Annotated in this window: 13 protein-coding genes and 1 pseudogene; 6 read left to right on the top strand and 8 right to left on the bottom strand. The window is 69.9% G+C overall.

Annotation, left to right across the window (positions count from 1 at the left end; genetic code table 11):
* The first annotated feature begins 40 nt into the window (after nt 1-40).
* A complete protein-coding gene (locus M6G65_RS12685; protein WP_238195518.1) occupies nt 41-463 on the top strand; it encodes a YidB family protein in 423 nt (140 codons plus the stop codon).
* A gap of 429 nt (nt 464-892) precedes the next feature.
* Nucleotides 893-1,222, top strand: coding sequence for a YidB family protein (locus tag M6G65_RS12675; protein ID WP_238195520.1), 330 nt, complete (start codon nt 893-895; stop codon nt 1,220-1,222).
* A 346-nt stretch (nt 1,223-1,568) separates the two neighbouring features.
* Here the strand turns inward: M6G65_RS12675 and M6G65_RS12670 are convergent, their stop codons facing one another.
* Entirely contained in the window at nt 1,569-3,056 is a 1,488-nt protein-coding gene (locus M6G65_RS12670; protein ID WP_238195521.1) for a peptidoglycan DD-metalloendopeptidase family protein, read from the bottom strand.
* 190 nt (nt 3,057-3,246) lie between these two features.
* Between M6G65_RS12670 and M6G65_RS12665 the strand changes: the two genes are divergently transcribed.
* A complete protein-coding gene (locus tag M6G65_RS12665) occupies nt 3,247-3,801 on the top strand; it encodes a GNAT family N-acetyltransferase (RefSeq protein WP_238195614.1) in 555 nt (184 codons plus the stop codon).
* A 154-nt stretch (nt 3,802-3,955) separates the two neighbouring features.
* On the opposite strand, the pseudogene M6G65_RS12660 reads toward M6G65_RS12665, so the two are convergent.
* The 7 genes and pseudogenes from M6G65_RS12660 to M6G65_RS12625 all read right to left on the bottom strand — a co-directional run bounded on the left by M6G65_RS12660 (nt 3,956) and on the right by M6G65_RS12625 (nt 9,839).
* A pseudogene (locus M6G65_RS12660) lies at nt 3,956-5,232 on the bottom strand (porin).
* A 223-nt stretch (nt 5,233-5,455) separates the two neighbouring features.
* Nucleotides 5,456-6,304: a 23S rRNA (adenine(2030)-N(6))-methyltransferase RlmJ gene (locus M6G65_RS12650; protein ID WP_238195523.1), complete on the bottom strand. Its 849-nt coding sequence runs from the start codon at nt 6,302-6,304 to the stop codon at nt 5,456-5,458.
* A 66-nt stretch (nt 6,305-6,370) separates the two neighbouring features.
* Nucleotides 6,371-7,033, bottom strand: coding sequence for a ribonuclease T2 family protein (locus M6G65_RS12645; RefSeq protein WP_238195524.1), 663 nt, complete (start codon nt 7,031-7,033; stop codon nt 6,371-6,373).
* 2 nt (nt 7,034-7,035) lie between these two features.
* The gene (locus M6G65_RS12640) at nt 7,036-7,497 is read right to left on the bottom strand and encodes a hypothetical protein (RefSeq protein WP_250104005.1); all 462 of its coding nucleotides are present in this window, start codon (nt 7,495-7,497) and stop codon (nt 7,036-7,038) included.
* A gap of 178 nt (nt 7,498-7,675) precedes the next feature.
* Nucleotides 7,676-7,933, bottom strand: a complete 258-nt coding sequence (locus M6G65_RS12635) for a hypothetical protein (RefSeq protein ID WP_192708896.1) — start codon at nt 7,931-7,933, stop codon at nt 7,676-7,678.
* A gap of 190 nt (nt 7,934-8,123) precedes the next feature.
* Nucleotides 8,124-9,416, bottom strand: a complete 1,293-nt coding sequence (locus M6G65_RS12630) for an App1 family protein phosphatidate phosphatase (protein ID WP_238195526.1) — start codon at nt 9,414-9,416, stop codon at nt 8,124-8,126.
* A 24-nt stretch (nt 9,417-9,440) separates the two neighbouring features.
* Nucleotides 9,441-9,839 (bottom strand): DUF3775 domain-containing protein, encoded by a 399-nt coding sequence (locus M6G65_RS12625; RefSeq protein WP_250104004.1) that lies wholly within the window; start codon nt 9,837-9,839, stop codon nt 9,441-9,443.
* A gap of 194 nt (nt 9,840-10,033) precedes the next feature.
* Here M6G65_RS12625 and M6G65_RS12620 point away from each other — a divergent pair, with 194 nt between their 5' ends.
* From M6G65_RS12620 to M6G65_RS12610, 3 genes are all read left to right on the top strand, one after another.
* The gene (locus M6G65_RS12620) at nt 10,034-11,317 is read left to right on the top strand and encodes a hypothetical protein (RefSeq protein WP_250104003.1); all 1,284 of its coding nucleotides are present in this window, start codon (nt 10,034-10,036) and stop codon (nt 11,315-11,317) included.
* Nucleotides 11,314-11,619: a hypothetical protein gene (locus M6G65_RS12615; RefSeq protein WP_250104002.1), complete on the top strand. Its 306-nt coding sequence runs from the start codon at nt 11,314-11,316 to the stop codon at nt 11,617-11,619. Before M6G65_RS12620 ends, M6G65_RS12615 begins: the two co-directional genes overlap by 4 nt.
* 62 nt (nt 11,620-11,681) lie before the next feature.
* Entirely contained in the window at nt 11,682-13,004 is a 1,323-nt protein-coding gene (locus M6G65_RS12610; RefSeq protein ID WP_238195529.1) for an HlyC/CorC family transporter, read from the top strand.
* The last annotated feature ends 105 nt before the right edge of the window (nt 13,005-13,109 follow it).

Genomic DNA, 13,109 nt, shown 5'->3' with positions numbered 1-13,109 from the left:
GACCTTCCCGCGCGATCGACCAACGCGACGGAGGAGTTTGATGGGCCTGCTTGACGGTGCGAAGAATCTGATCGGCGACGTCGCTGCTGCAGCCGACCGGATCCTGGAGCAGACCGGAAGCGGCAAGCTAGCCCTGACGATGGCGAAATTCTATCCCGGCGGTCTCACCGCCTTTCTCGACCGCCTGCGGGAAACCGGTCACGGCGACGCCGTCGCGTCCTGGCTGGCCGCTGGGGCGGGGCCGGAGGCGCGGCAGCCGGTGCCGGCGGCCGCCATCGCAAGCTGCCTGCCGGAGGGGGTCGCGGAGCGTCTCGCCTATGACCTGGGTGTGCCGGAGGGCCGCGTGGCCGTCGTCCTGTCGGAATTCCTGCCGGCCGCCGTGGCGGAGCAGAGTGAGAACGGGCAGCTGAAACCGCAGCTGAACTTCAGCACGCAGGTGCGATCAGCGCCCGGCGCTGCTTAAGGGGTCGCGCATTTCATCAGCGGCGGCGCGGTCGCGCAGCTCAGGTAGCAGGTCTGTTTCGCGAAGCAGAACCAGGAAAGCTCACCGCTCTTGAGGCAGGCCCCGCCACAATGCCGGTACGTGCCGAAGAGCGGCCGGACAAAGACCGCGTCCGTGAGAGGACGCGCCTCCGCGAGCCGGGTCGTCTCGGGCGGCGCCGCCGGTGTCGCACCCGACCAGACCGAGGCAAGGAGGGGCAGGACCAGCGATCGGATCGGGAGTCTCATGACCGCGCGATTGTCGGACGTGTTGCGGGCCGTCATTCCGGGCCACGGCCGAACCACTGTCGATTAAATTGCGGTTCACGCAGACCGGTCGCGCCGCAGGTCTCTCGCTCTTGGGGCGATGTGCTCTAGTATCGCCGCCGACGTTGCACGACGGGAGACCCGCATGAGCCTGCTCAATTCCCTCGGGGAGATCGCGCTCAAAGCGTTGCCCGGTGTCATCCAGCAGGTTCTTCCCGGCGGTCTCAACGCGCTGGTCGATCAGCTCCGCCGCTCGGGCTACGAGAGCCAGGTCAATTCCTGGCTCGGCCGCGGACCGAATGAGCCGATCACGGCGGAGGATCTGCGCAAGGTCCTCGACAACGATCAGGTCCGCCAGATCGCGCAGAAGCTCGGCATCCCGATGGATCAGCTGTTCCCGACCCTGGCGCAGGCGTTGCCGGAGGCAGTGGACCGCCACAGCCCCGATGGCACCCTGCAGGCGCCGAACGCCTGAGCGCACCTGTTCTCGCGGCCGGTCGGGCGGATAGGCGTCGGAGATCGCGTTGACGGGTCTGCCGCCATTCCTGGGGTGATCGCTCCGGCAGCACCGTCCTTGCGAGCGGAGCGAGACAATCCAGTCGGCGCGACGACGCCTGAAGTCGTACTTCCCTGGGTCACTTCGCTGCGCTCATGACGACGAGGAGTACACCACCCGAGGTCTTCAGCCGGAAACCGTCTGGATCCGGCATCCCCTGCGCCCTGGATCGCCGACGCGAAGCGGTTTCGGTCGAGCCTGTGCCGCAAACGCGAACGGCGGCCCCTCTCGGGACCGCCGCCGGTCACAATCAGCTCCGCGCCGCTCAGTTGCTGGCGAGCTGGGACATAGGATCCACGGGCGAGCCGCCCTTGCGGATCTCGAAGTGCAGCTGCGGCGAGGTCACGTTGCCGGAGGCGCCGGATTTCGCGATCGTCTGGCCGCGCTTGACCTTCTCGCCGGGCTTCACGTCGATCTCGCCGTTATGGGCGTAGGCCGAGACGTAGCCGTTGGCGTGACGCACCAGCACGAGCTTGCCGTAGCCCTTCACGTCCGAGCCGGCATACGCGACCGTCCCCTCCTCGGCCGCCTTGACCGGCGTGCCCTCCGGCACGGCGATGTTGATGCCCTCGTTGCCGGAGCTGCCGTAGCCGGCGATCACCCGGCCCTTGGCGGGCCAGCGGAAGCTCTCCGACGGCGTCGCGTCGGCCACGGAGCTGGTGGTGGCGGGCTCGGGCTTGGCCGGGGCCGTGGGCGCCACCGCCGCAACCGGCTTCGGAGCCTCCTTGGCGGCGACCTTCTCGGCCTTCTCCGCGGCGGCCGCCTTCTGCGCAGCCTCCTTGGCGGCCTTGGCTTCCGCGAGCTTCTGCGCAGCCTCGGCCTTCGCGGCGGCCTTCGCCTCGGCCTTGGCCTCCGTCGCCTTCGCCTCCGCCTTCGCCTCAGCCTTGGCCTTCGCCTCGGCCTTCGGATCCGCCTTCTTCTCGTCGGCCTTGGCGACCTGTCCGGGGCGCACGTGCCGCGGCTTCTCGTCGTCCTTCGACGCGCTGTCCTTGCGGGTCTTGGCCTCGGCGACCTTCCGAGCCGCGGCGTCGCGGGCGAGTGCCTCCTTGCGCTCCGCCTCCTTCTCGGCGGCGGCACGCTTGGTCGCCTCTTTCGCGGCCTCCTTGGCGGCCTGCTTGGTTTCCTCGCGCTTGGCGGCTTCCTTGGCCTCCTCGCGTTTCGCGGCGAGCTTGCTCTCGACCTGCTTGGCGTCCTCGCGCTTCTCCTCGGCCGCGCGGGCCGGGCGAGCGGTCATCGGGGCCGCGGCCGGGTTCATGCCGGAGGCGTTGTAGACCGGGATCACGAGCTGCCGACCCGGGGTGATCTGGCTCGCGCTGGTCAGGCCGTTGGCAGCCAGGATCGCCGAGGCGGGCACGCCGAAGCGGGTGGACATCTGGTTCAGGCTGTCGTTCTGCGACACGGTGATCTGCGTGCCGCCCTGAGCGCTCCAGCCGACCGGGCCGGTGGAGGCGACGCGGGTCGTGGGTGCGGCGGCGTGCGTCTGAGCCGGCGTGGCGGCCGCGACCGGGCGCGGGGCGCCGGGCGGGCTCAGCGCCTCCGACTGGATGCGGCCGGTGCGGATCGCGGGCACGGACTTGAGGCTGCCATCCGGCAGGCTCCCCGTGGCAGCAGGCTCCGACTCGAACGGGTTCGAGAAGGGGTTGCTCAGGCGCGACGCGTCCGAGGAACAGGCGGCAGCTGCGCCGCCAATGATGCCGATGAGGGCGACCCGCGACAGCGTCCGCAACATCTGACCCGTACCGCGCACCCGCATCGACGCACCCGTTTGCCTGACGCAACCTGATGCGCCAATGAAGACGGATTCAGGTTAAGCAACCGTTCCCGTTCAGCATGTCTGCGACCGTGGCGCGAAGACTTCTTCGGTCTTTCGCGCAGCGCGCGGGATGATCCGACGGGCCGGCTTCGTGCCTTTTCCGTCCCGGCCGGCACCCCACATCGAGGGGATGTTCACCATCCGCGCCGCCCGCGACAGCCTTGCCGATCTGCCCGCGATCGAGACCGCGCGCCTGTCGATCGCGGGACTCCGGCCTGAGGATGCACAGGCCCTCCGTCGGCTAACGGACGATCCGGCGATCACCGCGGCGGTGGACTTCCTGCCGACCCCGTTCACCCTTCAGGATGCCGAGGATCTGATTCGCAGCGGCTCCCGCGGCCAGGACCGCTTCCTCGGCGCTTGGACGCGGGAGACCGGCGGGACCGGCGCGCCGCAGGCGTCGGCGGCGCGCGACCTCGTCGGGGTGGTCGGAACCCATCTGCGCGGCGCCGGCGTGATTGAGATCGGCTACTGGATCGGCGGCGCCGCCCGCGGGCGCGGCTACGCCTTCGAAGCGGTCTCGGCGGTCATCACCTTCCTCGGCGGGCGCTTCCCGACACGCAGTGTCGTGGCGGAGTGCCGCCCGGCCAACGTCGCGTCCTGGGGCCTTCTGGAGAAGCTCGGCTTCCGCGATACCGGGGAGGAGGGCCACCGGCCGGGGCGCCGCCTGCTCCGGCGATCCTGATCGCCGGAAGCGTCACGCAGGCCGCGGCGCGCCCGCGCAGCGGCAGACGATGCTTCTCTTGCCGAGGACCGACCGGCAAAGAAAATAAAAATGCCCTCGGCGGTGAGCCGAGGGCTTGTCCGGAACCGGCCCGAAGGCCGGCCGTCAGACCGGATCAGAAGGTGATGCCGGTCTCGACCATGTAGCGGTCCTGCGAGGTGCGGTTGCCGTCCCGGCCGAAACCGGTACCCAGCGTACCCTCCGCGAGGTTGCCGCGGGTGATGCCGCCGAGCTCAACATGCGCGTACTCCACCCGGAAGAAGTAGCGATCGAACGTGAAGGTCGGCGTGACGGTGACCGAGAACGCGTTGCTGCCGGCCCCGAAGCCCAGCAGGTTCGTCCCGCCCGAACCCCGGACGCCTGTCTGCTCGGTGTACTCGATGCGGCCGGCCAGCGAGAAATTGTCGGTGAACGAGTAGGCCGCCAGCAGGGCGCCGCCATAGGTCGAGGCCGTGTTGCCGATCCCGACGCGCAGGTCGCGCTCGACATTGGTGAACTGGAAGTACGGCGAGATGATCCAGGGGCCGTTCGCGTAGGTGTAGTTGATATTGAAGATGCCGCTGTTCTGCTGCGCGTTCGGCGTGGCGAACTGGTAGCGGGCGCTCCGGTCGAGGGCATTGGTCCGGCCGACGTTCAGGCCGCCATTGACGCCGATCGTGTTGTAGTCGTCGAGCTTGTAGGCGACGTTGCCGGTGAACCACGTGATCTCGTTGGAGAAGAACCCGTCGGTCCCGGCGAGGGAGACCGAGAGCGGGCCGCTGCTGTAATTGACCTGAACGCCCTGGTTGATGAAGTTCTCCTGCACGAACAGGAGGCCGCGGTTGATGTTCAGGTTCTGGTAGGTGAAGAGCAGCTCGGTGCCGATCAGGGTGAACATCCGTCCGCCCTGGATCGACCATTCATCGTTGATCTGGATCTTGCCGTAGGCGACCGGCACCGGGCCGAACAGCAGGTCCGTCTGGGTGAAGGTCCCGAGGGTCGGGAAGCCAAGCTGCGGGATCGAGTAGCCGCCGGCCTGGATGTAGAACTGGAACGCGCCCTCGGGCTTCTGGATGATGCCCTGGATGTTCGAGAAATCGAAGCGCGCGGACCGGTCGCGGTCGTTGGGGGCCGCCGGGGTCGAGAACGACGCGAACGGGTTGGTCTGCGTGTAGCCGTAGCCCGTGATGGCGCCGCCTACGTAAAGGTCGCCGAGCGGACCCGCGGCGAAGCAGGTCGGGTTCGGGTTGGCCTTGATCACGCCGCTGTAGACCGGGCCGAGGAGCGTAGCCTTGCACGGTTCGGCGGGGGCGGAACGGGCGTCGGAGCCGGGGCGGCCAGATCGGCCGCGAGGATGCTGGTCGAGGACAGCAGCACGGTGGCCAGGCCGGCCAGGGTGGATCGCTTCAGCATGGTGTCGCAGCTCGTTCGGGTTCGCTCACGGCCAAGCTGACATCGCGTTGCGTTTGACACAAAACTAAACATAGAGCATTTGCATATTTTTTGAGCAGATCGATATCTCGCACAACGATCGCCCAGGAAATGTGACTTTGCAGCCACATTTGCCCTGTCGGCCGCTTGCCTTGACTGCGATGAGCGCCGAACAGCTTGGCGAGACCTGTCCAATGCTGTCGCGTCAGGCCGCCGCACCGATCGGGTCGCAACGAAATCCTCCGAACTCATGGCGGGCCAATCGTTCGGCAAGAGCTGGAAGGAAGGTCGCCGCTTCCTCGGCGAGTCGCCAGGGCGGGTTGACGACGATCAGGCCGCTGCCGGTCAGACGCGTCGGGTCGTCGGGCCGGTCGATCAGCAGGTCGAGGCGCAGCGCTGGGCGGGGGAGGGCAGCATCGAGGTCCCGGACCATGCGTTCGAGGGCGGCGACGTCCTTGATCGGGTACCAGGCCAGGAACAGGCCGGTCGGCCACTTCGCCACCGCCCGGGCGAGGTGGGTCCCCAACCGCTCGATCTCGCCGGGGACCTCGTAAGGCGGATCGATCAGCACGAGGCCGCGCCGCTCGGGCGGCGGAATCTGGGCGTTGACCGCGATCCAGCCGTCGAGGTTCAGCACCTTCGTGCGCGTGTCGCGCTCGTAGCGCGCCCCGAGGGTGACCGCATCCGCCGGATGCAGCTCGACGAACACGCCCTTGTCGCCGGGGCGGAGCGCCTCGCGGATGATCGCGGGCGATCCGGGATACGCCGTCGCCCCGTAGCGTGCCTGGACCGCCGCCACCGCCGCCCGGTAGGGCGCGAGCAGCGCCTCGACGTCCGGCGCGAAGGGCGTATCCATCCGGCCCCAGCCGTCCCGCCACTCGCCGGTGCGCGACGCCTCGTCGGCCTCCAGATCGTAGACGCCGAGGCCCGCGAAGGCGTCCAGCGCCCGGAACGGCTTGTCCTTGAGGCGCAGGTGGTCGAGCACGCGCGCGAGCACGAGATGCTTGAGGACGTCGGCGTGATTGCCGGCGTGAAAGGCGTGCCGATAATTCATGGAGACCCGCTCAAGCCGATCCCGCGTCTCGGGTCCAGCGCCGCGCGCCGAAACCGCCGAAAAATCTCAGCGCGCGGCGTCGAGGGTGATCTCCGGCGCGCGGCAATTGGCACGGGCGACCTCGGGGCAGGGGGTGAAGCCGCGCAGGTCCTTGCCGAAGCAGATCCGGACCTCCTGCAGCTGGCCCCGCGTGCAGGTGACCGCCATCATGTCGGGACGCAGACCGCGATTGGCGGCCACGAATTGCCGGGCGATCTCGATGGGCGCCAGATTCTGCGCCGGGCCTCCGCCCTTGAGGCTCTCCGGGATCGTCACGGCGAGCCGGGCCTCCCGGGCCGCGTTGAAATAGGCGGCCGGGTCGAGCCCCGAGCAGGTGCCGTGCTTGCGCCACTCGTAGCGGGCGAGGCCTTCGCTCGGATAGACCTGCCCGGCCACCTCGATCGCCTGCCGGGTCGGCTGGCGCGCGACCGCCGAGCAATTCTCGGGATAGCCGCGTGCATATTGCGGCCACAGCCCGTGCAGGACGAAGCCAAGACCCCGCCCCGGCGCGCACTGGACGTCGTCACGGCGCTCGCCCGCCCCGGCGCAATAGGTCGGCGACCACGACAGGGCCAGCACGTAGAAGTCGAAATCGCCGGGCGAGCCCCGCCGGGCGAAGCCGCCGTAATCCTGCGCGGCGGCCGGGCCGGCGAGCAGCAGGCCGGCGAGGCAGGCGGCGAGGCCGCGCATGATCAGGGCCGCGCCATCCGGCAGGCCGTCGCGTAGGCGTAGGCTAGGTCGCGGTCGAGACCGTGGACGCAGAATTCCACGCCCCAGGTCGCCCCGATGATGCCGAGGCTCTCGCGCACGGAATAGTCGACCTTCCGGCGCAAGCCGTCCGACGTGGTCACGGTCGCGGTGCAGAAGCGCCGGGGATAGGTGTCGAGCCCCCAGGGCCGCCAGGCCGTGCGCTCGATCCTGTCGAAGGAGACGATCGTCATCGGCGAGTTCCAGAACTTCGCCTCCTTCTCGGCGAAGTTAGTCGAGACCCGTTCCAGCACCGACGGGTCCTGGCAGCCGGGGATCTGCGCGTCGAACGGGAATTCCCGCTCCTCGGCGGGCTCGATATCCTCGCGCGCCGAGCGGGCGAGGGCCGGCTGAGCGAGGGAGAGGAGGGCCAGCCCAAGGGCGAGGCCGTTCAGGATCGGGCGCATGGCGCGAGTCTCGGCGGGTGTGCGGTCCAGCATCCCGGAACGATGGCCTCGCAGACCCGTCAGTCAAGCGTCAGCGGCCCAAGGGCCGCCGTTGGGCCGTCGTTTGGCGGAGGGTGCGGCGCGGCCGCTACACTGGGCCGCCGGATCCGGATGCGGGGCCATATAAGGCCGCGCTCTGTCAGCTCAGGCGGCGGACCGCGTAGCGATAGCGGCGACCGTGCGCGTCCAGAAGCTCGCTGTCAGGACCTTCCTGCCAGACGACCTCGTCATCGGGTCGCGCAGCGTTGGTCAGAGTCGCGCCGCGGACGATGTCGAGGCTGAGGCCGAACCCATAATTGGTGGCGGTCGCGTCCGTGATCGCGGCCGTGATGTCGGCCTCGTCGGGCAGGCAAGCGAAGAGGACGCCGTCGGCGATCGCGAGGGTGTAGGTTTGCACGAGTGGGCTCCAGCGAACGCGACAGGCATGGACCAGCATGCGAGCGCCCGAACCTAGGCATCGCGACCGGGATGTGAACCCTTCGGATCGCGATGCTGCGTTGCACCATTTCGTGAGCGCAAGCTCGGCGCAAGTCTGCCGAGCTGTTCGCGCAAGACCGGAAGGACAACAGCGCCGATAACGGCCCAGGTCAGGATTCGAGGCCCGGGAGGACGGCCGGCTTCTCAGGCGCGACCACGACGGTCGCCGGCACGGTGCCGTCGCCCGCCAACGCGTCCGCGATCGCCTCCGGTGCGATCGGCGTGTCGACCGCGTCGCCGTCAGAGCCCGGCGGCCCCGGGATGATCCGGGCCGTCTCCCGACGCGGCCCGGTCTCGGCGTCGGCGGCGTGCTCGTCGGCGACGCCGGCCACGGCCTCAGGCGCGATCAGGCCGAGGGAGGCCGCGTGCTCGGCCACCGCGACGCTGTCGGCCGCGAGAACGAGGCTCGAGCCCGCCCGGGCCACGGCTCCGGCGAGCCGGACGATCTCCTCGATCCGGCCGGCGTCGCGCGACACGTTGCGGATATACACCGCCAGCACCCGCCCCGGATTCTCCTCGACGATCTGCGCGTAGACCTCCGGATCGTGCTGGCCGCTGTCGCCGATCAGCACGAAGGGCAGGTCGCGATAGAGGGCGAGCATGTGCCGGATCAACGCCTGCTTGTGGTCGGTCGCCCGGCGCGGCAGCGGGTGCGTCCACGACAGGCCCCATTCCCGCAGGAACAGCACCGGCCCCGCCGGGATGCCGTGGCGCTGAAAGAACTCGGACAGCATCTCGTAGAGGCCCCAGGGCGCGCGGGAGACGTAGAGCATGGGGTTGCCCTCTTCGCCGCCGGCCCCGGCATGCAATGCGCGGTAGAGGGCAGCGACTCCGGGAAACGCCACGCGGCTCTCGGCGTCCTCGACGAACAGCCGCCACAGCATCTTCAGCTTGTTGGCAACGCCGGTGCGCATGACCGTGTCATCGATGTCGCTGACGACGACGTACCGGCAGCCACTGGGCGGAATGAACACTGCGCCCTGGGCCGGGATCGGCGGGTCTGCCTCGAGCACGAGATCGACCCCATGCCACTCACCTGCACCGGTCGGGAGGCCGCGGGGATGCAGGTTCAGACGGAAATAGCCGTCGCGGTCGGTCTCGACCCGGGCGGCATCACCGCCGAACCGGGCGGTGACGGCGGCACCCGCCACCTTCCGCCGGGCGATGCGGCGGCGCAGGTCCCGCCATTGGGCCCGGAGGGATTCGGGATCCTCGCCGGGTATGCCGGGCGATTGCCGGAAGACCCGGCCGATCAGGAAGATCTCGTCGTGCGAGCCGTAGCCGCGGTAGGGCTCGACCACGAGCCCACCCCGGCCCTTGCCGCCATAGCCCTGCGCGCGCCGGACCGGCCGGATGAGGACCCGTAGCGCCTTGGTGACGCCCCTGCGCACGCGTGAGGCCATCGCATCCGCGACCCTTACGGCCGCTCAGGCCTGCGGCAGTTCGGGGCTGAGCCCCAGCGCGTCGAGGCCCTCTTCGAGCATGTCACCCGCGATCGGCGAGCCCAACAGGGTCTTCACCGTGCCCTCGCCGGCAGCCTCGCGTTCCCGGGCAAAGCGCACCGCCTCACCCCATTCCTCAGGCTCCATGTCGCCGCGCCCGACATAGAACAGGGCCAGAAGCTCCGCGCGGGAATCATCGCCGAGCCCGGTGATGAAGCTGCGAACCTCCGATTCCGTGGCATCGTCGGTGCCCGAGATCAGCACATCCGTGGCTCCGTCATCGATCGGGTTCGAGCCCGAATCCGGATCGGTGTTGCCTTCCTTCACCTCGATGGCGCGCAGCCTCATGACGATGTCGATGACGGTTTCGACGGCGATATCCATGCGCGGGTCTCCGAACGCTGACGGGGTCGGGCCGATCGGGCCCTCAAGCCGCGACAACGGACGAGCGGGGCAACGGGTTCGCCGCCTTCCCCATCGAAGGCGGGCTGCGTGGTCCGCGCCCCTTCCCGGCTCAACGACCTTCCGCTAGAGGCTGCGAGACTTCTCCGACACCCGTGTCAACACCGGCGATAGACGTGGATTCTTCAAAGAGTACCGAAGCGTCGCCTGCCGATACCGTCGAACCCGCATCACGCGACGTCCAGTCCCGGGGCGGCGCGCCGCGCGCGCTGCTGGCAGCCGGATCCGCACTCTGCGCCCTGACCGCGCTCGCGTCGGTCTCGCCGCAGCCCGCCGCGGCCCGCCCCACCACCTACGAGGGCAGCGCGCCGAGTTGCTTCATCACCGGCGGCGGCAACCTTGAGATCTGCCGCGAAGGTTCGGAGGCCGAGGGCGTCCTGATCTCGCCGGCCCCCTGCGCCTTCGCCCGCGGCGTCCAGATCCTGCGGCTCGGGCGGTCCGAGGCGCCCGGCCCGCTGCAGGCGATCTTCCAGGGCCAGACCCCGATCGCGTCCCGCCGCCGCGACGAGCCCTGCCCGGAGCGGCGCGCCACCGACAGTCGCGACGGCGGCTCGCTGCGCACCGGCCGCAACCTGGAAGCCCTCGCCACGACGCTGCCGCCCTCCGCCGACCGGTTCTGGGTCGATCTGCCGGAGGAGCGGGCGCAGACCCGCGGCTGGTCCGAGCCGACGCCCTCGGCCGAGGGGATCGGCCCGCGCGATCCGATCGCCGTCTCAGGCCGGGATTGGGCCGGGGAAGCCTACAGCTACGTCTTCCTGCTCGGGCAGGAGCGGGTGGGTGCCGCAGCCCCGGGAAACGACGCGCCGGAGGGGCGTCGGCGACGCGGCCGCCGGCAGGCCGAGGCGGACGAGGGCGGCGCGGGCCCGGCCGATGTCCGGCGCCGCGTTCAGATCGAGGCCCGGACCCTCGACTTCCAGACCTTCGAGATCCGCACCCGTACCCCCGACGGGTACGGCCTGACCTGGACGCCGTTCGAGGCCGGCTCGGGTCGCGGACGGAGCGATCCGCCCACCCCGGCCGCGGTGATCGACGAGACCGGCAAGCCGGTGGCCTCGGCCTGCACGGCGCCGGCCTTCGAGACGCACGGCCTCGCCGGCTCGATCAGCATCGCCGATCGCACCTACCACTACATCTATACCGACGTGCTCCCTGAGGATTGCGGCCTCGCGCCCGAGAAGCGCCGCACCGCGCTCTATTTGCGCACGGCCCAGGACCGGCGGGGCCAAAGGTCTGGTCCGCGGCACGGAAGCTCGCCGGTCCGCTGCCGCCCGGGACCCTCGTGCGGATGGCGCGCGGCAAGGGCATGCAGCGCTGGGCGATCGCGTATACCTGCCAGCGCCCGGCCAATGCCCCCGGCGGCCCGGTCGCCGATATCTGCCTGCAATACACGGCCGACATGAATCTCGACGGGATCGGTGCCCTCAAGCTGTACGCCGATCCCGTGGAGGCCGGTCGCTCGCCGGCCTATCTCGGGCTTCGCTCGGGCGGCGACGGCAGCGGCCGCTACGACCGGAGCGCGCATTTCTGGATGACGGATGCGGAGGGCAACCTCGACACGCCGTCGATTTACCCGGGCAAGGCCGGTTTCCTGACCTGGCTCGACCGGCTGGCGCCGACCGCCGCGGGCCGCGACACATCGAGCCTCTACGGCCGCCCGGTCTATTGGGCGACGTGGACGGTGCGCCGGATCGACGCGCAATAAGCCGCGGGACCCGCTATATGGGCGGCCGACCCGCCACAAAAGGCGCCCCCCTGACGGACCCGATGGAAACCCATATCGACCTGTGGTTCGCCGCGAGCATCGTGGTGATCTCGCTGCTGCTCTCGGCCTTCTTCGCGGGGGCCGAGACCGCCTTCACGGCCGCGTCGCGGGCGCGGATGCACGCCCTCGAACAGGCGGGCGATCCCCGGGCCGCGATCGTCAACCGCATCCTGGCGATCCGCGAGCGGTTCATCGGCGCGATGCTGATCGGCTACAACATCGTGGCGATCGGCGCCTCCGCCTTCACCACCAGCGTGCTCACCGCCCTGTTCGGCAAGAGCGGCGTGATCTACGCCACCGTCGGCATGTCGGTGCTGGTCATCGTCTTCGCCGAGGTGCTGCCGAAGACGCTGGCCATCTCCAAGCCCGACAAGGCGGCGCTGCTCACCGCCCGGCCGGTGGCCTTCGCGGTGGCGCTCATGGGCCCGCTGGCGCTCGCGATCGAGCAGGTGGTGCGGCTGATGCTGAAGCCCTTCGGGATCACCATCGGCGAGCACCAGTCGATCCTCACCGCCGCCGAGGAGCTGCGCGGGCAGGTGGCGCTGATGCACCGCGAGGGCGGTGTCGCCAAGGCCGAGCGCGACATGCTGGGCGGCCTCCTCGACCTGTCGGACCTGACGGTCTCCGACGTCATGGTCCACCGCACCAAGATGCGGGCGATCGACGCCGACCAGCCGTCCGAGGACATCGTGCGCGCGGTCCTGTCCTCGCCCTATACGCGGATGCCCCTGTGGCGCGGCACGCCGGAGAACATCGTCGGCGTGCTCCATGCCAAGGACCTGCTGCGGGCGCTCGACGCCGCCGGGGGCGACGCCTCGGGCCTCAAGGTTGAGGCGCTGGCGCTCGAGACGTGGTTCGTGCCGGGCACGACGTCGCTGCGCGCCCAGCTCAAGGCCTTCCTGACCAAGAAGACCCATTTCGCCCTGGTGGTCGACGAGTACGGCGAGGTGATGGGCCTCGTGACCCTGGAGGACATCCTGGAGGAGATCGTCGGCGACATCGCCGACGAGCACGACGTCACCGTCTCGGGCGTGCGTCCGCAGGGCGACGGCTCGGTGAACGTCGACGGCGGTGTGCCGATCCGCGACCTCAACCGCGCCATGGACTGGAACCTGCCCGACGAGGAGGCCACCACGATCGCGGGCCTCGTCATCCACGAGGCCCGCACGATCCCCGATCAGGGCACGGCCTTCAACTTCCACGGCTTCCGGTTCCAGGTGCTGCGGAAGGCCAAGAACCGGATCACGACCTTGCGCATCACGCCGCTGACCCCGGCGGGGCTCCAGGCGGCGGGCCAGCCTGAGGCGCAGCGCGACGCGATGTGAGCGCGGCCTTCTCTGCGGCCGGCTTCTTGATGCGCGTTGCCACACTGAACGCCGTCATTCCGAGGCCGCGAAGCGGAGCCCGGAATGACGGCGTTGGACTCCCCA

Source organism: Methylobacterium tardum, from assembly GCF_023546765.1.
In the GTDB taxonomy this organism is placed as follows: domain Bacteria; phylum Pseudomonadota; class Alphaproteobacteria; order Rhizobiales; family Beijerinckiaceae; genus Methylobacterium; species Methylobacterium tardum.
The sequence above is the reverse complement of the archived record's forward strand: the minus strand, read 5'-3'. Positions and strand labels throughout refer to the sequence as shown.